This window comes from uncultured Mucilaginibacter sp. (assembly GCF_937859865.1).
GTDB lineage: Bacteria > Bacteroidota > Bacteroidia > Sphingobacteriales > Sphingobacteriaceae > Mucilaginibacter_A.
Genome location: NZ_CALMAT010000139.1, coordinates 1 through 19,890, shown reverse-complemented (window position 1 = coordinate 19,890; position 19,890 = coordinate 1). Strand labels below are relative to the sequence as shown.

The window sequence follows — 19,890 nt, the reverse complement described above, 5'->3', positions numbered from 1 at the left end:
ATGAAATATTTGTTTCTGATTTGGTGCTTTTTGGCATCAACCTTTACTGCTTTTGCGCAGGAATTATATGTCAATACCGAGCCGGCCAGTAATATGGCACGGCATTCTTTAGGCATAAGGTTAGAAAATCAGGGTTATTTTAACCCTGGTTTTAAAAACCGAAGCACGGTGGAATTAATGTACGGCGCCAGCAAAAACTGGATGGTACATACTTCGGCTTACGTATCCGATTTTTACCAGCAAAAACAGCATTTGGAAGGTTTTAGCGCTTATGCCAAATACCGTTTTTTGTCGGTTGATTCTGTTCAGCGGCATTTTCGCGGCGCGGCTTTTATCAAAGCATCTACCATTAATAATCCAATTATCAATCAGGAAATTAATTTAGAAGGGGATAATTCCGGTTTGCAAGGCGGATTAGTTTTTACGCAATTGCTGCATAAACTGGCAATATCAGGTTCAGTAAGCTACTTACGTGGATTGGATAATCAAAATAATCAAAATAATCCAATTCCGGTTGGTTTTGCAAAAGATGCGGTGGCTTATACGTTATCTTCCGGCTATTTGCTTTTTCCGAAAAATTACACTAATTACAACCAAACCAACGTGAACTTGTATTTGGAATTATTAGGGAAAACCAATCCCGGTTACCGGCAAAGTTACTTGGATGCTGCGCCTGCCGTTCAATTTATTTTTAACAGTGTTTTCCGGGTTGATTTTTCTTACCGCACACCTTTGTATAATAGTATGACGCGCAATTCTGAGAATATGTATTTAGTGAGGTTGGAGTATAATTTTTTTAATTTGTTTTGAGGAATTTGGGGTAGTAAAAGAAGTATGGGAAGTTTAATTTATTATGAAAGCAAATACGGATCAAGAAGTTTTATACCTGTAATATTCTTAAAATCTGTTGTATTCCTTGTAATTAAGGTTAGGTCATGCACTAAAGCAGTTGCTGCAATAATAGCGTCCGGAAGTTTTGTTTTATATAATTTCCTGATAGCAATAGTACGTTCTACTATTGCCGCAGTTAGCTCAATAAGGGCAACATCATCCATAAAGTTTTTCAGCAATTGATAGTCTTTTGCTGGTGCGTTGAAGCCTAATACTTCTATTTTTGTAATTACAGAAACTTTAGGTGCCGTATCTAAAACTTGATCTAAAAAAGCCATGCCAGCTTCCGGCATCTTTCTACCTAAATAATCAATAACTGCATTTGTATCAATTAAATATTGTGGTTGTTCCATTCATTGCGGCTTTGTGTTACATAATTTTGTAGTTCATCCGCAACGTTTCCTGGTAATTTACCGGCATATTTTTCAGATAGTTTCTTTTTTACAGTAGTACTTTCTTCTAACACTTTAATCAATTCCAACTCCTCCAGTTCATGTATCAACCCAATTGCTTTATGATTGGTTAGTTGTATCAGCATTGTTTCCATTTTTCTGTTATTTGTTATAAATATAGTGAAGAAAAACTTTTATGTTTTAAATTTTGGTTGATAAAAGAAGTATTTAAACTTCTTTCAAAATCCAATCACTAAAATCTTCATCTTCAAAAATATCAGGGATTAGCAATTCATCATCACCGTTTTTTGCCATTTCTTGAAAAGCTTCTGGCCAGCCTTTTGGTTTCTGGTTTGAATGCCAGTATTCTTCCAATGTCCAATCGAAAGTTAAATCATTTACTCTGATAATCCTTACTATTCTCCAATAATCTTTTTCCTCGAATTGTGTCCAAGGCTTTTCTAATAGCTCCTTAATATTCTTTTTATCAGCTAAACATTCAAGTAAAATACGATCAATTGGCGGATGAATCACTGAACAATTTTTTGTTTGTCCTTTACTGGGCAGTATAATAGAGGTTTTTAAATAGATGGCAATAATTTTTGATGCACGGCCATAAGAGCACTTGTACTTTTCTGGTGGATCGGAAGGGCTTTTTGGAGATTTATCAAGTTTACTAAAATGATCAATTATTAAATTGCACCATTCCTTTTGCTTTGTATCATAAGTGTCTTGTGTAATAGATATATCTGATTCACTAAATTGCCTTAGTCCTGTACAGTTTATAGCATTTTTTATATCGGATGTTTTCGCAAATGATCGTTGAACAGCTCGTGCAGCAGTCCAAACTGCATAACGATGTTTATGTTCATCAAAGTTGTAGGTCATAAGCTTTTTCTAAAATTAGTTTAATACAAAAGATCCTCCTCACACCTTCCCCAACGCCAACTTTATATGCCCCAAATGATGCAAACCATGCCAGGCATACAAGCCCAAAGCAGCTTTTAAAGTAACCGATTTTTGGGTTTCCGGATGAAAGAACGTACGGCTCCATTGCTCGTCGGTTAAAGCTTGCATCAGTTCTACCCAGCGGTAATGGATCCCTTCAATCATTTGGAAAGATGGTGCAACCGGCATTTTGTAATCGGGCAGCAAAGCCCAATCTGCTTCGGCATAAGGTTTAATGGTTGGGTTATCTTCGGTTAAAGCCAGTTTAAAACGCGTTAAACTGTTGGAATGACTGTCGGCCACATGATGGATTACTTGCCTGATCGTCCAGCCGCCTAAACGGTAAGGCGTATCAAACTGTTTGTAGTTTAAACCAACCACAGCCTGGCGCATCTGGCCGGGCAAAGCTGCAATTTCTGCGATCCATTTTTGCATTTCTTCTTCGGTAAAAGAAAGCGGCGCGGTGTATTTCCCAATCGGGTATTTTTCGTCTGTCATGATCTTCTGTTTATTTGAATGCTTTTTTTACCCCTAAAAATTTAATGTCGGGTGTTTTTTGTTGAAATCCGTAGCTTCTTGATAAATTTTGGCGGCTTCCAGAATTTTCCCTTCGCCAAATAATTGTCCCATAAAAGTAATGCTTACCGGCCGGCCTTGTTTGTTAAATCCGTTTGGCAAAACTACGCAAGGGTTTCCGGTTAAATTGGTGAGCACTAAGTTACCCGAAAAAGAAGGCGTAATGTACATATCCAAGCCTTTTAATTTTTCGTACCAATCCTGGATCACCATGGTGCGGACACGGTTAGCCTGGATATATTCAACCGCCGGAACAAACTGCGCGGTACGGAAAATATTTGGCCAGCCGCCTTTTCCCTGGCGCACCATCAGATCGTCTTGGTGGTTTAAAACCAGTTCCTGGAAAGCTGCGCCAGCTTCTGTTTCCAAAATAAACCTTAAAGCACCAAAAGGCAGTTTTGGGTATTCTATCAGCACCAATTCGGCACCCAATTCTTTTAGTTTAACCAAGGTTGATGAATCAGAGGTTTTGTTGAAACGGTTGCGGTCGAAATCTGCTTTCACATAACCAATCTTCCAGCCTTTTAACGATTTCTGGTTGCCATCATATTTAAAAGACGCAGCAATCGTGCTTAAATCCTGCGGGTCAGTTCCTTGGATGGCGTTAAAAACGATGGCACAATCTTCAACGCTTCTGGCAATCGGACCGAGCTTGTCCATCGTCCAGCTTAAAGCCATCGCACCGGTTTTGCTAACGCGACCGAAAGAAGGGCGCAAGCCCGTATCACCGCATTCTGTGGAAGGCGAAACGATAGAACCCAACGTTTCGGAACCGATGGCAAAAGGCAAGCAACCGGCAGCAACAGCCGAAGCCGGGCCCGCCGAAGAACCGCTGGAACCACGCGTAATATCCCAGGGATTATTGGTGCGGCCGCCAAACCAAACATCGCCATTGGCCAGCTCGCCCAAAGTTAATTTAGCCACCAAAACCGCGCCTGCTGCTTCCAGTTTTTTTACAACGGTTGCATCAACCTCCAATTGCTGGTTTTTGTATGGTACTGATCCCCAGGTTGTTTTATAACCTTTTACGGCCAGCAAATCTTTTACGCCAAAAGGAATGCCGTGCAAAACACCTTTATAATGTCCTGCTTTTATTTCGGCATCGGCTTGTGCGGCTTGTTTTAAGGCGAGTTCTTCAGTGTAATTTACCACAAACAAAAGTTTCGGATCGTACTTTTTCAACCGCTCTAAAAAAAACTTAGTCAATTCTACCGAAGTTATTTTTTTGGTTCGAATCAAATCTGCCAACTGCCGGATCGTATAAAAAGCCAGTTCGTTTCTATCCGAAGGCAAAGTTGTCATGCTTCTTTTATCGAGTAAAAATTGGTCTGTTTTATCCGGATAAACGAAGCCAACCGGAATTGGGTTGAAGTTTAAAGCCGGCACAACATTGTTTGGAAGATGCAGTTTGCGCAATTCTTCGTAGGCTTTGCGATGTTCGCTTAAACCATTCAACATCGAATCTGCCTGAGCCGGGGAAAAATTTAGGCCGATTAGTTTTTCGGCTTCGTTTACCACAGCAACTGTAATCGGGCTGTTTTCTAATTTTTGGGTGATAAAAGCGCCGCAAACAAAGCTGAAGCCGCATAAAGAAGTGATGGTTAGGATTTTTTTGGTAAAAATTTTCATAGTTTATATTGAATTAATAATCGAGAAAGAACACACCCCTAACCCCTCTCAAGAGGGGAAACCGGGCGCAGATATTTCCATCGATAGAAAAGTAGCCGCTATACTTCCCCTCTCGAGAGGGGTTAGGGGTGTGTCCGAAAATTTATATGGTAAAAGAAGCATCAGTAATTAAAAGTTTAAAGCAGGGTGTTTTAATTGAAAACCAGTTGCGTTCTGGTAAATTCTTGCTGCTTCCAGCGTTTTTCCTTCGCCAGAAAGCTGTCCCATAAAAGTGATGCTGGTGGGCAACCCTTTTGTGGTAAAACCATTTGGCAAAACCACGCAAGGGTTTCCGGTGAGGTTGGTGAGCAGTAAATTATCGCTGTAAGAAGGCGAAAGGTACAAGTCCAGCCCTTTTAGTTTTTCGTACCAGTTTTGCACCAATAAAGTGCGTACGCGGTTGGCTTGGATATATTCAACTGCCGGAATAAATTGCGCCGTACGAAAAGTATTTGGCCAAGCCGCTTTTTCCTGCCGTTGCAATAAATCGCTTCGGTGCGTCAACACCAGTTCCTGGAAAGCGGCACCGGCTTCGGCATCCAAAATAAAATTCATGGAATTAAAAGGAAGTTTTGGCAGTTCTATCGGAATTAAAGTTGCGCCCAATTCCTTCATCTTCACCAACGTTAAAGAATCGTTGTGCCGGTTTGGGTATTTGGATTGAAAATCAGCCTTTAAATAACCAATCTTCCAGCCTTTTAAAGAATTTTGCTTCTCATTATAATTAAAAGGCGCAGCAATCGTGCTTAAATCCTGCGGGTCTTTCCCTTGAATAGCGTTAAAAACGATGGCGCAATCTTCTACCGTCCGCGCCATCGGCCCCAATTTGTCCATACTCCAGCTTAAAGCCATCGCACCATATTTACTTACGCGGCCAAAAGAAGGGCGCAAACCGGTATCGCCGCAATTGTTGGAAGGCTCAACGATAGAGCCCCAGGTTTCGGAACCGATGGCAAAAGGCACGCAACCGGCAGAAACCGCCGCACCGGGGCCAGCCGAAGAACCGCCCGAACCGCGTGTCAAATCCCAGGGATTGTTCGTCCGGCCGCCAAACCAGGTGTCGTCCATAGCCAGTTCGCCCAGCGATAACTTGGCAATTAAAACCGCTCCAGCATCTTCCAGTTTTTTTACAACCGTGGCATCCACATCAAAAACCTGGTCTTTATAAGGTGCCGCGCCAAAAGTGGTTTTGTAGTTTTTGGCCGATAAAAGGTCTTTTACCGCAAAAGGAATCCCGTGCAAAACACCGCGGTAATGTCCGGCTGCAATTTCTGCATCGGCTTGTGCAGCTTGTTTTAAGGCGAGGTCATCGGTATAAGAAACGACCGCCAACAGTTTTGGGTTGAGTTTTTTAAGGCGATCCAGGAAGAATTTAGTCAATTCTACCGATGATATTTTTTTGTTGCGGATCAAATCTGCCAATTGCCGAATGGTATAAAAAGCCAATTCGTTTTTATCTGCAGGTAAAGTGGCAATGCTTCTTTTATCGAGTAAAAATTGGCCTGTTTTATCAGGATAAACGAAGCCAACCGGAATTGGGTTAAAATTTAAAGCCGGGACGATACTGTTTTTAAGGTTTAATTTTCGGAGTTCTTCGTAAGCTTTTAAGTGATCGTTGGAACCGTTCAGCAAAGAATCTTCCTGCGCGGCAGAAAAACTTAGGCCGGAAAGCTGTTCTGCTGCTTTGATTACCGAAACCGTAACCGGGCTGTCAACCAAAGTTTTGGAAACGAAAGAGCCTAAACTAAAACTTAAACTGCAGGCCGCGGCAATAGCGTAAAAGCGTTTGGTAGAAAAATTTGTCATGTATAACCGTTTGTCCTAAAAATAGCGTTTTGTAAATGGTTAATTTCGGCCCAATGAAAAAAATTTGTATTTTTTTATTTACAGTTATATTTTTTAACCCAACTGCTTTTGCGCAGAGCCAGAAAACCGGTGTTTTGGTTATCGGCGGCGGCGCAGCAGGCACAGCGGCCGGGATACAAAGTGCGCGGAGCAACGTAAAAACGATCATTTTAGAAGCAGGCCCTTGGCTTGGCGGCAGTTTAACTTCGGGCGGCATGTGTGTGGTGGAAGGCAACCGCAGTTTTAATTCGGGGGTTTGGGGCGAATTCAGGAAACGGTTGAAAGAATATTATAAAAACACGCCCGGTTTTGATACTACAACCAATGCCACGCTTCGTTTTGAACCCGCTGTTGGCGCGGCCATCCTCAAAAAAATCACGGATACGGTTAAAAACCTCAGTGTTCATTTGAGTGCTTCTTTTACCGGTATAAAAAAGGACGGAACGGGTTACGAAGTTTCGGCCAAAATCAACGGGGAAAACACGACGATCAGAGCAGATGTAGTAGTTGACGGGACCGAAACCGGTGATGTAGCTGCCAAACTCGGCGTTCCGTTTGAGGCTGGTTTTGAAAGTGAAGCGCAATCCGGCGAAAAATGGGCGGTAAAAGAAGCATTGCCCCTTATCCAAAATCTCACCTGGATTGCTATTTTAAAAGATTATGGCCGCGCTGCCGATCGAACTATTGCCAAGCCCGAAGGTTACGACGAAACATTGTACACTTCCCTGAAAGGAAAAAACATGAAGCAAATGCTGGAAAGCGGCCGTTTGCCCAATGATAAATTTATGCTGAAAGTAAAAGGCATCAACGATTATCCCATTCAAACCAATGATTTTACCGGCACACAAATAAAAGCTGTTTATCAAAAAGCACGGTTAAAAACACTTGGCCTGGTTTATTTTCTGCAAACGCAAATGGGTTTAAAAAACCTAAGCGTTGATAATTTAGAGTTTAACACGCCCGATCATTTGCCTTATATTCCTTATATCCGCGAAGCGAGGCGTACAAAAGGCGCGATCAAAATGGTTTTAGACGATATTTATACGCCTTACAACCGTTCTTCTAAGTTGTACCGCACTTCAATTGGTATTGGCGATGCTTCGCCCGGCCAACACTTTTTACCGCTGCAAAATGCGCCCGAAACCAATTATGGCGCTTTTCCGGCTTACAGTTTTCCGGCCGGTGCAGTTATCGTAAAAGATTTTGATAATTTTTTGGTGGCCGAAAAAGCCATGTCGGTTACGCATTTGGTCAACGCCAGCACGATGTACCCTTCGGTGCAGATGACGGTTGGGCAAGGAATTGGAACGATTGCTGCCTACTGTTCTTTTTTTAAAACCACCACTAAAAATATAAAACTTCGCCTCATTCAAAATGAAATATTAAGCCATCACGGTTATTTGATGCCTTTTATGGATGTGAAGCAAACGGACCCGCAGTTTATTGCCATCCAAAAACTGGGCGTAACCGGGTTGCTGCAAGGCGTGCAAAAACCTGTTGGTGGTTCTGCGCCTGTTTTCTTTTTGCCTGATTCTGTTGTGAAAACTGCCGAAATTAAACCGGTTTTGAACGAGATTTATACACGCGCTTTCCTTTGGTTCAACAAAAATAAACCTGCCGAACTGTTTACCATCGGCAATATGCTTTCTTTTATTGAGGAACTGGATTTGCGCGATGCCAAAACGTTTCAGCTTCAAATTAAAAACGACTGGAAACCGAAACTGCATTTAAATTCTGTTTTCGATTTGAACCGGCCAATTACGCGAAGGGAATTTGCCGCATTGGCAGATGTTTACCTGAAACCGTTTGACCGCAGGCTAGATTTAACGGGCAAGTTTTTGAACTGAATTTTATGCCGGTAAAAGAAGTATGGCTTTGTGCGAGAGAAGTGGCAATGCTTCTTTTACCGGCATAAAATCAGCAAGCGTATTTTGAGAATTTAGTTGGATCGTAGCTTTGCAAAGATCAGTTCATCATCATACAAACCATTTTTGTACAAAGCTTTTCATCGCCATTTTTCCAGGAACGAAGTTTGAAGCAAGAGGCGTTTAACTCTATGGTGTGCAAAACTTTTTTCAAAAAACTACTGCCAATAGTTGTTTTAACAAATATTAAAACATATTTTTATAGAGAGATTAATAGCTTATGCCTAAATAACAACTGCAAGTACTTCAACTACAAAACAGTTGTTGAAATGGTAGGCAATTTATATTCTAATTGTTAATTTTTTTGGGGAAAGCCGTTCTGTTTATTCAGAACGGCTTTTTATTTTAACAAGTGTTTTTAATGTGCATCTACCGGCATCTGCGCATTTTTACGGCGGAATGGCTGCAGGTACAATAGTGGGATTGAACACAGCATGATGATGCCCGAAAGCCAATACGCATCGTTGTAGGTCAGCAACAGCGACTGCCTGATTACCGTCCCTTCCATTGCCCCATAGGCCATGTGCGAGGCATCCAGCATTGATTTTCCTTTGGCTATAAACGCTTGTACATACATATTGTAACGTTGTACAAAAGCCGGGTTATAAGGGTTAATGCTAACGAGCAAATTGTTGCGGTGAACGCCCTGGCGAATATGGATAATGGTAGTTAATGCCGCAATCCCGAATGAACCGCCCAATTGCCGCATCATGTTGTTTAGCCCTGTTCCCTGGCCTATTTCCGGTCCTTTTAAATCAGCAATAGCCAATGTAGTTAAGGGCACAAAAAGCAGTGCCATACCAATACCCCGGATGGCAAGTGGCCAAAAGAAGTCCCCTTTACCACTTTCTAAAGTAGAATCGCCCAGCATATGCGTAAATACAAAGAATAATACCATGCCTACAGTAGCCATTATTTGCGCCGGAATGCCTTTGTTAAGCATTTGGCCTACCAAAGGCATCATGGCTAAAGTGAACAAGCCGCCGGGAAACAATAACTTACCGGTATCTTCAGACGAAAAGCCCAGCAAACTCTGGCAAAATATCGGGAAAACGAATACCGTGCCGTACAAGCCAAACCCGAGGATAAAGGAAGTAATCATACCGACAGAAAAACTTCTGTGCCGCATGATGCTAAAATTGACAATGGGAAATTCTGTACTTAACTCACGCCAGATAAACAGCAGCAAGCCCAAGATAGCAGTAATGGTTAATATAAGAATATAGGTTTTTGCAAACCAGTCTTCCGATTCGCCTTTTTCTAAGATCACTTGTAAACTTCCGATAGCAGTTGCCAGCAAAGCAATCCCCCACCAGTCAATTGGTTTGCCCCTGCCTGTTTTTGGCGTGGCCTTAACAAAAGTATAGGTAAAAAAAGCAGCGAAGATACCTACGGGTATGTTTACATAAAATATCCACGGCCACGAAAAATGTTCGGTTAAATAACCACCGATAGTTGGGCCAACCGTTGGCCCAACCACAGCGCCAAAACCAAACAAAGCAGTGGCTGTGCCTACTTGTTCGCGTGGCCAGGTTTCTAATAAAATTGCCTGTGCCGTTGAGATTAACCCCCCACCGGCAATACCCTGTAATATCCTAAACCCTACCAACTCACCTAAACCGGTAGCATTACCGCACAAAAATGATGCGATGGTAAATAAAATAATAGAAGCAAGAAAGTAATTTTTTCGCCCGAAGAAACTGCCCAGCCAACCCGACATTGGCAGGATAATTACGTTGGCAACTGCATAACCAGTTGTAATCCAGGCAATGTCTTCAAGCGTTGCGCCTAAGTTTCCCTGAATGGTTGGCAAAGACACGTTTACAATCGTGGTATCAATGAGCTCCAGCAAGGAGGCTGTGATTACCGTTATAGTGATGATCCATTTTTTAAACCCTGTTTCGGCCATTGTTTTTATTGTTTATAGATAACAGAAACATCCACGCTCATGCCCGGGCGCAATTTATCCATAATCTCTTTGCTTGCGTTTATTCTTATTTTAACAGGCACACGTTGTACCACTTTTACAAAGTTACCGGTGGCATTATCGGGAGGGAGCAATGAGAACTTAGCACCTGTGGCCGGCGAAAAATTATATACCTCTCCCTGCAGTTTAAGTTCAGGATAAGCGTCAATATTAATGTCCACCTTTTCTCCGCTGCGCAAATTGTCCAACTGGGTTTCTTTAAAATTTGCAGTGATGTAAATACTGTTATCGTTTACTACCGAAAACAACGTTTGCCCGGCTTGTACCAGTTGCCCTTTTTGCACATTCTTTTTTGATACAATACCATTTGCAGGCGAATAAATGTGGGTATAAGATAGCTGCAGTTTTGCAAAATCTACATCAGCCTGGCGCTGGTTGACACCCGTATTGCTCACTTTTAACTGGCTGCGGATGGTTCCAAGCTGTTCCTGAGCGGCACGGTACTGCTCTTGTGCAGCTACGTAATTCGCCTGGGCTACATCGCGTGTTGCTTTAGCCTGGTCAAATTGCTGTTGTGTTACCGAACCATCTTGTACCAGGTTGGCATACCTTGCATAATCTTTATTGGCTTGTTCTAAACGTGCTTTTGCCGACACTACCTGCGCCTGTACACTGGCAGAATTAGCTTCGGTAGTCGGGATTTGTGATTGGCTGACACCAACGCCTGCGCCAGCACCTTTTTGGGCCGCCAAAGCTTGTTCTACCCTAACTTTATAATCACGGTCATCCAATCTTACCAATAGCTGGCCTTGGTTTACGTGTGTGTTTTCTTCAAATGCAATGCTATCTACATAACCGCCAACGCGGGCAACCACCGGACTGATATCGCCATCAATCTGCGCATCGTCTGTATCTTCGTGTTTACTATAGTAAATGTATTCTTTGATCCCAAAAATAATCCCTACCAAAATTACAATCCCCAATATTATCGGAATTACCTTGTTCGGCTTTTTGGTAGCCGGTTGTTCTTGTTCTGTGCCTGTTTCCTGTTCCTGTGCCATATTATTTTTATTACTAAATTTTTATTTATTGATTTTTCCGGTTGATTTTAATAAACTGTAGTATGCCAGCCCTGCATCGGCTTTTGCCAGCTCCAGGTCAATCTGGGCTTGATAAAGCAATGTTTGTGCATCGGCGCGGTCTGTTGCAGTAGATATATTGCTCCGGTAACGGGATTGCTGCAAGCGGTTGTTCTCTGTTGCCTGTGCAATAGCGGTTTGCAGTAAATTAACCTTGTTGATAGCGGCAATGAAGTTTTGGTAACTTTCGTTTACTTCATTCTTCAAATTATCCGTTGTGATCCCTTTATTGATAACGGTTTGGTCGCGCTCGATCCTGGCTTCAGCTTCCCTGTTTTTATTGTTCCACAAGCTTCCGAAATTCCAGGACAAAGCCAAACCTACAGTCAGCGGCGTAATGTAATTTCCCCTGGTAGGCAGCGGGTTGATGGATATATCTACATAATAAGCCCCGGCTGTTGCGGCCAATGTAGGCAACCTGTCGGCATGGACAGTTTTAATATTGGATTCTGCAACGCGGGTGCGCAAATCCAACTGGCGGATTTCCTGACGGTTTGCAAAAGCACTGTCTAAATAATTTGTCAAAGGTTGTATGGGGTGGTCTAAAGTATTTAACTGATTGATATTGATCTGCGTGGTTTCCGGCAAGCCCAAAAGCACATCCAAGTTATAGTTGATTACCTTGCGGTTGCTTTCCAGTTCTATCCCGTTCAATTCAATGTTTGAGCGTTGCAATTGGAAACGCAACACATCATTTTTCGTAACGATGCCTTGTTCAAAAAAACGTTGGGCCTGTTTGATCTGCTGGTCAACAGTAACCAAGTTTGTATCAACTACTTTTTTGCTTTGCAGCACTTTATATAAATTGTAATAAGCACTGATGATGCCATAACTCACCTGGTCCCTGTCGTTGTCAACATCCAAACGGGCAATTTTTACCAATAAATCTGTTGATTCTTTTGCATACCTAAATTTTCCCCCGGCGTAAATCGGTTCGGCCAAAGAAGCAATCCCTAAGTTGGCATTGGCACTTTTTGGCAAAGAAAAACTACTTGGGCCGAAAGCTAAAGTATTTGCCGGAATTTGTGCACGGCTATACATATAACTTACGGAACCGGTAGGCAAAGCGCGGTCTTTTACCTGGTTGTATTGAGAAACGGCCTGGTCTATTTTGGATTGGGAGTATTTTAAGGTTTTACTGTTGGCAAGGCCTAATTTAACAGCTTCGTCCAAAGTAAGTGTGCGGTCTTGTGCGTTTGTTTTTAACAGGGGGGCAACCATTAGCAGTAGCAAAAAAACATGCCTTAAAAGAAGCATCTGGCCCTTTTTATAAACTGGATCTGGATTATTAATTTGTTCTATCATTTGTTATAACTAAATAAGATTTTAAAAGTCTTTTCATATATGTTTTCATACGCTGGTTCATTTCTGTTTCCAAAAAATGCTGGTCAAATACATCTTTGCCCAGCAACCGGGAAGCAATGTGAGGGGCATTAATAATGTAATTTTTAGTGCCGAAAATAGTGGCAACACACAACTCTATATCGGCAGCTTCAAAAAACGAGCCGTTATCCACCCCTTCCTGCATTACTTTTTTAAACTCAAGTGCATTAACCATCAGTATATCTGTGATTTTGTCGTTCACTTCTCCATGCCTGTTTAAAGAAATTTCCCGGTTCACCAATTTATGGAAGCAACTGTTTATCAAAATCCGGTCTATATAAATATCTATGCAGCGTTCCAGTTTTTCCCACGGGCTTAAATTTTCATCCCCGATAATCGGTTGCAATAAAGTTTTAAAAGAATAAATCTTTCTTTCAAACACGGCAACAAACAAACCTTCTTTCGATCCGAAATAATAATTTAGCATTGCCATGTTTACATTGGCTTCACCCGAAATCAAACGGGTGGAAGCGCCGTCATATCCCATCTCCGAAAAAACCCTTTCGGCAACATCCAGGATACGGTCCTTCTTGTCGGCCTTTTCTTTTTCCATTTCGTTGCAAATTTAATCAAACGATTGATTAAGCAAAAAGGTTTCGGGATTAATTGACAAACTGATGTTTTTTCTAAAAACAAAGCCTCTTATCTATTCGGGGGGAATGCTTCTTTTATCGGCATAAAATTGTTGCCCGGCAAAAATTGTTTTTAACATAAATGCGAGCAAATACAGCTTATCTTTTTTAGCTATCTTCACGCTTTTATCTGCATCCATGAAACGCTTCTATTTCCTGCTGGTTTTTTTTAATTGTATCAAACCTGTTTTCGCGCAAACCGCCCCGCCTGCCGATCGTGTTACCATCGAACAGGAACTTAAAAAACTCCCTGTTTTGGGAAGTGTGCTTTACGTTGCCGCTCACCCGGATGACGAAAACACGCGCCTGCTGGCTTACCTGGCGCAAGAAAAACATTACCGGACGGGTTACCTCTCTTTAACCAGGGGCGATGGCGGCCAAAATTTAATCGGCAACGAACAAGGCGAATTGTTGGGCTTGATCAGGACGCAGGAACTGCTGGCCGCCCGGCGCATTGATGGTGCCGAACAGTTTTTTACCCGCGCCAAAGATTTTGGTTTTTCTAAGGGGCCGGAAGAAACGCTGCGCATCTGGGACAAAGAAAAGGTTTTAGGCGATGTGGTTTGGGTGATCCGGAAGTTTCGGCCGGATGTAATTATTTGCCGTTTCCCAACAACGGGCGAAGGCGGCCACGGCCACCATACCGCATCAGCTATTTTGGCACAAGAAGCTTTTACCGCTGCTGCCGACCCGAAACGTTTCCCGGAACAGTTACAATTTGTGCAGCCCTGGCAAGCCAAACGCTTGTTGTGGAACACGTTTAATTTTGGCGGAAACGATACCACAAGGCCAGACCAATTTAAAATTGATGTTGGCGTTTACAATACTTTGCTGGGAAAAGGTTATGGCGAGATTGCTGCCGATAGCCGTTCCAACCATAAAAGCCAGGGTTTTGGTACGGCTAAGCAACGCGGCAGTTCCTACGAGTTTTTTAAAACGATTTTGGGCGATGCACCGCGTACGGATTTGATGGATGGCATCAACACGACCTGGAAAAGGGTGGTGGGCGGCGATGCAATTAACATCCGCGTTAATGACCTGCTTAAAAGTTTTAGCCCGGCCGAACCCACAAAATCTTTGCCGCTGCTGATGGATATTTATGCCTCGGTACAAAAACTGACCGATGGTTATTGGAGGACACAAAAAATAAAAGAACTGAATTTACTGATACCGGCTTGTGCGGGATTGTGGCTGGAAAGTTATGCCCTTAGCCCGACTTATGCCCTTGGCGATAGCATCAGCATCCAAAACCAGGTAATAAACCGTTCGGGCAGCAATATTAAGCTGGTTGGTATTGAGGCAGGCGATCAAAAAAGTACATTCAGCACATTGTTGCCGGCCAACCAAATACTTAGTTTAGATAGTAAAACTGATGCCAAAAAAATAACGCAGCCTTACTGGCTGGATGGCGCGCAAATCCACGAAAGCTATCCGGTTGCAAACCAAGAATTGGTTGGTTATCCCGAAAACCCTGATCCGGTTACGGTAAAATGGCAGTTTATAATTTACGGCCATTTGCTAACCCTGCAAAGGCAATTGATGTACAAATACGTTAGCCCTGTTCGTGGCGAAGTTTACCAGCCTTTAGAAATTACGCCGCCGGTTACCGCTAATTTAGACCAGCAGGTGTATATCTTTAGCAACAATCAGCCTAAACAAATGGTGGTTAAACTGAAAAGCTTTACCAACAGCAACGGTTCGGTAAGTTTGAAAGCGCCTGCGAGTTGGAAAATTACACCGGCCAATGCTTCTTTTACCGGCAAAAAATTGGGCGACGAGTGGACGGCCGTTTTCTCGGTTACTTCTTCTGCCATCGGCAAAAACGAAACGGATACCATACAAGCAATTACGCAGGTGAACGGCAAAACTTTTACACAAAGCATTCATCAAATTATGTATGAGCATATCCCAGACATCACTTACTTTCCGCCTGCCCAGGCCAAATTGGTTAAGGTAGATTTAAAAGTAAACGGCAAAAGGATCGGCTATTTGCCCGGTGCCGGAGACTTGGTGCCGGAAGCTTTGCGCCAGGTTGGCTACCAAGTAACCACTTTATCAGAAAATGAAATTCTGAACGGAAACCTGGCGAATTTTGATGCCATTATTATAGGTGTCCGCGCCTTCAACATCAATGACCGCTTAACGGTGGAAGAACCGAAACTGCTGGAATACGTAAAAAACGGCGGCAATTTGCTGGTGCAGTACAACACCAATGCAAATTTGGTAACCAGCCAGATCGGGCCCTATCCGTTCCGGGTTGTAAACGTTCGTGTTACGGATGAAAATGCGCCGGTAACGCTGCTCGACCCGAATGACCCGGTTTTAAATTATCCCAACAAAATTACCAGCCAGGATTTTAAAGGCTGGGTACAGGAACGCGGCATTTATTTTGCTACGGATATTGACCCGAAATACCGCGCTGTTTTAGCAATGAACGACCCGAACGAAGAACCCAACAAAGGCTCATTATTAGTTGCCGATTATGGCAGAGGCCGTTTTGTTTACACCTCGCTGGTGTTTTTTCGGGAATTGCCTGCCGGTGTGCCAGGCGCATACCGTTTATTTATCAACTTAATCAGCAAACCAAAAAATAACAATTAGCATTAGGCGGCAACCGATTATTCGGTTAATTTTACCGCTGTAAAAACAGCATTATGGAAAATCAGGAAACAGAAGGAGTTAAAAGTTTTGACAACTTATATTATATTGTTGGTGTGTTGGCCGGCATGATTACCGGACAGATTGTAAAAGGCACCTTTTTATGGGTATTGATCGGCGCCGTATTGGGCCTGCTGAGCGCTTTGTTTTTTGTAAATAAGGTTGCGCCGAGGGATACGGAAAATTAATTCCGCAGCTTCTTTAAAGATCAATATTGAAACCGGTTTAATGGTGAAAAATCATTTAACCGGTTTTTTTATTTTGAAGGAATTTACTGGACATGCTTCTTTTACCACCTAAAATTTGACTTTGCTCAAGATCTTAGTTAGAGGAAAACCTGCTGTTCAAATAATTTTCAGGTGTCATTACACCTAAAGCACTTAGTTTATAATCTTTTACATTACGAGTGATTATCAAAGAGACTTGACTGCTTATTTCTGCCGAATAATTTTGCAACGCATCTTCAAAATCCTTAAAATCAGCATTTAAAGCATGTAATACCACATTCCTGTCCATTACTAAAACTTCGGTTATAGCAACCAAAAGCTTTAATTTTTCAATTACCTTTTCGTGTTTTGCCGTTTGCCGTAAAAGGTAGTAGACGTTGCTGATGATAACCGGCGTAATGTGACCAACAATTTTTTTTGCTTCACAAAGCGACAAAATTTTAGCCCCATTGTCCGAGAAAGGTGCGCGATCTAAAAAGAAATCTAAAATTACACCCGTATCAATCAAAACCTTTGTCATTGCTTACAAATATTTTTCTGACAATCTTTTCGAAAGTTCTTTTTTGTAGTCAAAATCTTCTGGTGCTGTAAAAGAACCTTTTAAAGATTTTACGATTGGCGTAATTTCAATAGCAGCAGGATCATTTTCTACAGTAATTGCTTTAAGGTAGCTTTCTATTAAATCCGACAGGCTTTGCTCCCGGTTTTTAGCATATTTTTTTGCTTTATCAATTACTTCCTTCTCAATCGTCAATGTTAATTTCGTGTTCATAAAAGCACGTGTTAAATTTTTAAATCTTATACGTACAAGTATAATTAATTATTGCTTTTTTACACTAATTTTTAGGCGATAAAAACAGCATCAGAAAATAAAAGCCCCACGAAACGGTGTCCGTGGAGCTTTCAACCTAAACCTTATCACAATTAAACCAATATTGCTACTGGTTCAAATAAAGATTTATCAATTACCATACCAGAAACCAATTGGTTTTCCAATAAATTTGCCCAGGAGTTTAAATATTTTATTACATCTTCGCTTTTGTTGTGCGACAAATAGTGCTTCCCTTGCGGCAGGTTGGCCAAAATGCGATCGTCTGATAGTTTTTCCAGATGTGCCAAATCAGTTCGGGTAAAACCAAAGTCTAACATTGTGTCAATGATATGATCAAACGGCAGCCCGCTTTGCGGACAATAATCAAACAATTGCTCGTTCCAATCACCATGGCGGCGCATCGCTTCCCGGTGTATAGCCGCTTTGTCCAGATTTGTAACCACTTGTGCCAAATTACCACAATTGCAAAGCCCCATGTGGCCCCATTGGTAAGGCGCTTTGTTTTGCAGGTTTGCCGCTGTTTTGCGCAATGCTTCGATTACTGGTATTGTTGCTTTTGCCATAATTGTTCAACTGATTAAAAAACAAATTTGTTCTTAAAATTAGCGTTATTTCTGCCGGATGAAAAACTTTCTGAAATAATAATCCAAAAAAAACATTCCTAAAACCACATCAAAAAACAAAAATCCTTTAATTACAACCGGGTTTAAATAGTTTGTTACCGGCGGGATTTTGATTTCGGGCAGATGAACTGGCGACGGCGCAGACCAATCCACGTTTACAAAAACAAAACCCAGCAACACCAAAATTGTGCAGATAAAAAAAGCACCGATTGCGCGGACAATACTGGTATTGATACGCGTTTTTAAAGGTACACGCGCATGTTCTGCCCGGATGTTTTCCATTACTTTAAAGGTGAAACCCATGGATGGTTCTTCCAGATCAAGTGCCGGCATATTTGCTTCGAAAGCTTTTAATTCAGCGTATTTATTGCGGTAATTGGCGTTATTTTCAATTAAAGTTTCGATAGTTTTTCGTTCATCTTCGGTACAAAAACCATCTATATAATTCCAAAGATGTTCTTCTATTTCGTTCATAACAATTCCCTCACTTCCTGTTTTAACAAGCCTTCCAGTTTTTCTTTTAAACGATGGCGGGCGCGGTGCAGTTTTACTTTAACGGTATTTGTTTCCATACCGATCACCTGTGCAATTTCTTCCAGCGATTGTTCGCCCTGATAAAACAGCGTGATGATCGTGGCATCGTCCGGCAATAACTGGCCGATTGCTAAATTTACATAATACAATCTTGATTTTTGTTCGGTGCTGTCCGGCTTTAAATCCGAAGCCAGCAAATTTACTTGGGTAAAAACAGCATCGTCGTTCATCGAATCGGTTTTTAATTGTTTCTTTCGCAAAAAAGTCATGGCCGTGGTATAAACAATGCTGTACAACCACGTGGTAAATTTTGATTGCTGCTGAAAAGCCGACAAACTTTTATACGCTTTTACGAAGCCATCCTGCGCAATTTCCTCGGCATCTTCCCGGCTTTTGGTAAAACGCAAAGCCAGCGTAAACGCATAACGTTGATGCCGCTTCACCAAATTGGCATAAGCAGATTGGTTTCCGGCCAGCACCAGGTTGATCAGTTCGATATCCGTTAGCTCTTTTTGCATCAATTATTTGCTCTGACGCTTGAAACAAAGATGAGGTTACAGCCAATGCTTCTTTTATCGGTATAAATTAACGTTCTTTTTCCTTGATGAAAAAGAACCAAAAAATCAAGAACGGCTGATCGCTCGTCCGCGCACCCGTTCAGCCCCACGCACCTGGGCGCAGACCTGACGCTTCGATCTGCACGGCGGACAAAAAATAGCCGATAAAAGAAGCATCCAACAAACACAGTTGGCGGCAAGAAAGGGAAACTTGCAAGGTATGCGCCCAGGAGCGTGGGGAGGAATGCCGCCCGGAGGCGATCCGAAATGCTTGATTTCGTTGGTTCTTTTGTATCAAGACAAAAGAACGGACAAGAAAACCTATACTTCTTTTATCCACCTAAAATTATTTTATGCTGATGCTGTAACCTGGTTTAAAAAGCTGTGGTCATAGCTTCCAAAACAAATTAATTTACTTTTTAAACTTTAATAAAATGGATACCGGAAATTTAGCACTTTTAATGATTATTATCGTGTCGCTTGGCTTATTTGCCATGATATTTGGCATAATGTATTTAAGAAACAAAGAACGGATGGCGATGATTGAGCGTGGCATGAACCCAGAAATAGAGTTACCAAAACTAAGGCAAAATAATTCTTCGATCAGCTTAACTACTGGTTTTCTGCTGATTGGCTCAGGTTTGGGTTTGTTTATCGCTTACATGATCAACCATTTTGCGTTAGCAGATAATGATAACCCGGCTATCTTTTTTGCGCTGATTGCCATTTTCGGCGGAATCGGTTTGCTGATTTCTTACTTCATCGAAAACAAAGCCAACAAGCAAAAAGAACTGTAAATACTTCTTTTACAAGTATCTTTCTCTAATGATCTTAATGTGGTGCAGCTCGTGGCCGGCAATGATATACAACAGCGCTTTTACCGAAACAATAGCATTGCTGGCCGTGCCTTTTCTGCGCAATTGCTCCTCGTCCAGGTTTTGGTACAGGTACAAATTGGCTTTGCGCAAATCGCTAAACTCGTTGGCCAAATCTTCCAAATCCCGTTTTTTGGCATTGGCGCGTGAAGCATAAAAGTTTTCGTTAAAACCGGCCAGCGGATGATGGTCGGCACGCGCAAACCGAAGCAAGCGGTAACTCATAATCCGTTCGGTATCAATCATGTGCCCTAATAC

General features: G+C 42.0%; 22 protein-coding genes. 6 read left to right on the top strand and 16 right to left on the bottom strand.

Going from position 1 to position 19,890, the window contains the following annotated elements; genetic code table 11:
* Positions 1-810: a hypothetical protein gene (locus Q0192_RS15330; RefSeq protein ID WP_299290685.1), complete on the top strand. Its 810-nt coding sequence runs from the start codon at positions 1-3 to the stop codon at positions 808-810.
* A gap of 41 nt (positions 811-851) precedes the next feature.
* Here the strand turns inward: Q0192_RS15330 and Q0192_RS15325 are convergent, their stop codons facing one another.
* From Q0192_RS15325 to Q0192_RS15300, 6 genes are all read right to left on the bottom strand, one after another.
* Positions 852-1,244 (bottom strand): type II toxin-antitoxin system VapC family toxin, encoded by a 393-nt coding sequence (locus Q0192_RS15325; protein WP_299290683.1) that lies wholly within the window; start codon positions 1,242-1,244, stop codon positions 852-854.
* Entirely contained in the window at positions 1,223-1,438 is a 216-nt protein-coding gene (locus Q0192_RS15320; RefSeq protein WP_299290681.1) for a hypothetical protein, read from the bottom strand. The genes Q0192_RS15325 and Q0192_RS15320 overlap by 22 nt, the downstream gene beginning before the upstream one ends.
* 73 nt (positions 1,439-1,511) lie before the next feature.
* Complete coding sequence (locus Q0192_RS15315) at positions 1,512-2,171, bottom strand: hypothetical protein (protein WP_299290679.1); 660 nt, start codon at positions 2,169-2,171, stop codon at positions 1,512-1,514.
* 39 nt (positions 2,172-2,210) lie between these two features.
* Positions 2,211-2,729 carry a YfiT family bacillithiol transferase gene (locus tag Q0192_RS15310; RefSeq protein ID WP_299290677.1) on the bottom strand — a complete coding sequence of 173 codons (519 nt, stop codon included), beginning with the start codon at positions 2,727-2,729 and terminating at the stop codon, positions 2,211-2,213.
* A 33-nt stretch (positions 2,730-2,762) separates the two neighbouring features.
* The gene (locus Q0192_RS15305) at positions 2,763-4,436 is read right to left on the bottom strand and encodes an amidase (protein ID WP_299290675.1); all 1,674 of its coding nucleotides are present in this window, start codon (positions 4,434-4,436) and stop codon (positions 2,763-2,765) included.
* A gap of 168 nt (positions 4,437-4,604) precedes the next feature.
* Positions 4,605-6,281: an amidase gene (locus tag Q0192_RS15300; RefSeq protein ID WP_299290673.1), complete on the bottom strand. Its 1,677-nt coding sequence runs from the start codon at positions 6,279-6,281 to the stop codon at positions 4,605-4,607.
* A 53-nt stretch (positions 6,282-6,334) separates the two neighbouring features.
* Here Q0192_RS15300 and Q0192_RS15295 point away from each other — a divergent pair, with 53 nt between their 5' ends.
* Positions 6,335-8,167, top strand: coding sequence for an FAD-dependent oxidoreductase (locus Q0192_RS15295; protein ID WP_299290671.1), 1,833 nt, complete (start codon positions 6,335-6,337; stop codon positions 8,165-8,167).
* A gap of 436 nt (positions 8,168-8,603) precedes the next feature.
* Here Q0192_RS15295 and Q0192_RS15290 read toward each other — a convergent pair whose 3' ends face one another.
* Genes Q0192_RS15290 through Q0192_RS15275 form a run of 4 tightly spaced genes read right to left on the bottom strand, consistent with a single transcriptional unit; the run spans position 8,604 to position 13,247 of the window.
* Positions 8,604-10,154 carry a DHA2 family efflux MFS transporter permease subunit gene (locus Q0192_RS15290; protein WP_299290669.1) on the bottom strand — a complete coding sequence of 517 codons (1,551 nt, stop codon included), beginning with the start codon at positions 10,152-10,154 and terminating at the stop codon, positions 8,604-8,606.
* Between the two features lie 5 nt (positions 10,155-10,159).
* Complete coding sequence (locus Q0192_RS15285; protein WP_299290667.1) at positions 10,160-11,233, bottom strand: HlyD family secretion protein; 1,074 nt, start codon at positions 11,231-11,233, stop codon at positions 10,160-10,162.
* A 21-nt stretch (positions 11,234-11,254) separates the two neighbouring features.
* Complete coding sequence (locus Q0192_RS15280) at positions 11,255-12,568, bottom strand: TolC family protein (RefSeq protein WP_299290665.1); 1,314 nt, start codon at positions 12,566-12,568, stop codon at positions 11,255-11,257.
* A 31-nt stretch (positions 12,569-12,599) separates the two neighbouring features.
* The gene (locus Q0192_RS15275) at positions 12,600-13,247 is read right to left on the bottom strand and encodes a TetR/AcrR family transcriptional regulator (RefSeq protein ID WP_299290663.1); all 648 of its coding nucleotides are present in this window, start codon (positions 13,245-13,247) and stop codon (positions 12,600-12,602) included.
* A gap of 217 nt (positions 13,248-13,464) precedes the next feature.
* Here Q0192_RS15275 and Q0192_RS15270 point away from each other — a divergent pair, with 217 nt between their 5' ends.
* On the top strand, positions 13,465-15,927 hold the full coding sequence (locus Q0192_RS15270; RefSeq protein ID WP_299290660.1) for a PIG-L family deacetylase: 2,463 nt from the start codon (positions 13,465-13,467) through the stop codon (positions 15,925-15,927).
* Positions 15,928-15,980: 53 nt separating this feature from the next.
* Positions 15,981-16,172, top strand: coding sequence for a hypothetical protein (locus tag Q0192_RS15265; protein ID WP_299290658.1), 192 nt, complete (start codon positions 15,981-15,983; stop codon positions 16,170-16,172).
* 133 nt (positions 16,173-16,305) lie between these two features.
* Here Q0192_RS15265 and Q0192_RS15260 read toward each other — a convergent pair whose 3' ends face one another.
* From Q0192_RS15260 to Q0192_RS15240, 5 genes are all read right to left on the bottom strand, one after another.
* Complete coding sequence (locus tag Q0192_RS15260; RefSeq protein ID WP_299290655.1) at positions 16,306-16,731, bottom strand: PIN domain-containing protein; 426 nt, start codon at positions 16,729-16,731, stop codon at positions 16,306-16,308.
* Positions 16,732-16,734: 3 nt separating this feature from the next.
* The gene (locus tag Q0192_RS15255; protein ID WP_299290653.1) at positions 16,735-16,983 is read right to left on the bottom strand and encodes a DUF6364 family protein; all 249 of its coding nucleotides are present in this window, start codon (positions 16,981-16,983) and stop codon (positions 16,735-16,737) included.
* Positions 16,984-17,135: 152 nt separating this feature from the next.
* The gene (locus Q0192_RS15250) at positions 17,136-17,606 is read right to left on the bottom strand and encodes a hypothetical protein (RefSeq protein ID WP_299290651.1); all 471 of its coding nucleotides are present in this window, start codon (positions 17,604-17,606) and stop codon (positions 17,136-17,138) included.
* Positions 17,607-17,651: 45 nt separating this feature from the next.
* Positions 17,652-18,140 carry a hypothetical protein gene (locus tag Q0192_RS15245; protein WP_299290649.1) on the bottom strand — a complete coding sequence of 163 codons (489 nt, stop codon included), beginning with the start codon at positions 18,138-18,140 and terminating at the stop codon, positions 17,652-17,654.
* Positions 18,137-18,718, bottom strand: a complete 582-nt coding sequence (locus Q0192_RS15240; RefSeq protein ID WP_299290647.1) for a sigma-70 family RNA polymerase sigma factor — start codon at positions 18,716-18,718, stop codon at positions 18,137-18,139. The genes Q0192_RS15245 and Q0192_RS15240 overlap by 4 nt, the downstream gene beginning before the upstream one ends.
* 259 nt (positions 18,719-18,977) lie before the next feature.
* On the opposite strand from Q0192_RS15240, the gene Q0192_RS15235 reads away from it, so the two are divergent.
* Both Q0192_RS15235 and Q0192_RS15230 read left to right on the top strand, forming a co-directional pair.
* Positions 18,978-19,151: a hypothetical protein gene (locus Q0192_RS15235; protein WP_299290645.1), complete on the top strand. Its 174-nt coding sequence runs from the start codon at positions 18,978-18,980 to the stop codon at positions 19,149-19,151.
* Positions 19,152-19,191: 40 nt separating this feature from the next.
* A complete protein-coding gene (locus tag Q0192_RS15230) occupies positions 19,192-19,554 on the top strand; it encodes a DUF6249 domain-containing protein (RefSeq protein ID WP_299290643.1) in 363 nt (120 codons plus the stop codon).
* A 9-nt stretch (positions 19,555-19,563) separates the two neighbouring features.
* On the opposite strand, the gene Q0192_RS15225 is transcribed toward Q0192_RS15230, so the two are convergent.
* Positions 19,564-19,890 (bottom strand): DinB family protein (locus tag Q0192_RS15225; protein WP_299290641.1); only part of this gene is annotated, 327 nt, incomplete at its 5' end.

Bases quoted from the DNA above. Each gene is read 5' to 3' on its own strand.
- Q0192_RS15285 (WP_299290667.1), bottom strand. From the start codon at position 11,233: ATGGCACAGGAACAGGAAACAGGCACAGAACAAGAACAACCGGCTACC.
- Q0192_RS15245 (WP_299290649.1), bottom strand. From the start codon at position 18,140: ATGAACGAAATAGAAGAACATCTTTGGAATTATATAGATGGTTTTTGT.
- Q0192_RS15255 (WP_299290653.1), bottom strand. From the start codon at position 16,983: ATGAACACGAAATTAACATTGACGATTGAGAAGGAAGTAATTGATAAA.
- Q0192_RS15320 (WP_299290681.1), bottom strand. From the start codon at position 1,438: ATGGAAACAATGCTGATACAACTAACCAATCATAAAGCAATTGGGTTG.
- Q0192_RS15235 (WP_299290645.1), top strand. From the start codon at position 18,978: ATGCGCCCAGGAGCGTGGGGAGGAATGCCGCCCGGAGGCGATCCGAAA.
- Q0192_RS15325 (WP_299290683.1), bottom strand. From the start codon at position 1,244: ATGGAACAACCACAATATTTAATTGATACAAATGCAGTTATTGATTAT.
- Q0192_RS15270 (WP_299290660.1), top strand. From the start codon at position 13,465: ATGAAACGCTTCTATTTCCTGCTGGTTTTTTTTAATTGTATCAAACCT.
- Q0192_RS15315 (WP_299290679.1), bottom strand. From the start codon at position 2,171: ATGACCTACAACTTTGATGAACATAAACATCGTTATGCAGTTTGGACT.
- Q0192_RS15260 (WP_299290655.1), bottom strand. From the start codon at position 16,731: ATGACAAAGGTTTTGATTGATACGGGTGTAATTTTAGATTTCTTTTTA.
- Q0192_RS15230 (WP_299290643.1), top strand. From the start codon at position 19,192: ATGGATACCGGAAATTTAGCACTTTTAATGATTATTATCGTGTCGCTT.
- Q0192_RS15295 (WP_299290671.1), top strand. From the start codon at position 6,335: ATGAAAAAAATTTGTATTTTTTTATTTACAGTTATATTTTTTAACCCA.
- Q0192_RS15330 (WP_299290685.1), top strand. From the start codon at position 1: ATGAAATATTTGTTTCTGATTTGGTGCTTTTTGGCATCAACCTTTACT.
- Q0192_RS15240 (WP_299290647.1), bottom strand. From the start codon at position 18,718: ATGCAAAAAGAGCTAACGGATATCGAACTGATCAACCTGGTGCTGGCC.
- Q0192_RS15300 (WP_299290673.1), bottom strand. From the start codon at position 6,281: ATGACAAATTTTTCTACCAAACGCTTTTACGCTATTGCCGCGGCCTGC.
- Q0192_RS15310 (WP_299290677.1), bottom strand. From the start codon at position 2,729: ATGACAGACGAAAAATACCCGATTGGGAAATACACCGCGCCGCTTTCT.
- Q0192_RS15275 (WP_299290663.1), bottom strand. From the start codon at position 13,247: ATGGAAAAAGAAAAGGCCGACAAGAAGGACCGTATCCTGGATGTTGCC.
- Q0192_RS15305 (WP_299290675.1), bottom strand. From the start codon at position 4,436: ATGAAAATTTTTACCAAAAAAATCCTAACCATCACTTCTTTATGCGGC.
- Q0192_RS15290 (WP_299290669.1), bottom strand. From the start codon at position 10,154: ATGGCCGAAACAGGGTTTAAAAAATGGATCATCACTATAACGGTAATC.
- Q0192_RS15280 (WP_299290665.1), bottom strand. From the start codon at position 12,568: ATGCTTCTTTTAAGGCATGTTTTTTTGCTACTGCTAATGGTTGCCCCC.
- Q0192_RS15265 (WP_299290658.1), top strand. From the start codon at position 15,981: ATGGAAAATCAGGAAACAGAAGGAGTTAAAAGTTTTGACAACTTATAT.
- Q0192_RS15250 (WP_299290651.1), bottom strand. From the start codon at position 17,606: ATGGCAAAAGCAACAATACCAGTAATCGAAGCATTGCGCAAAACAGCG.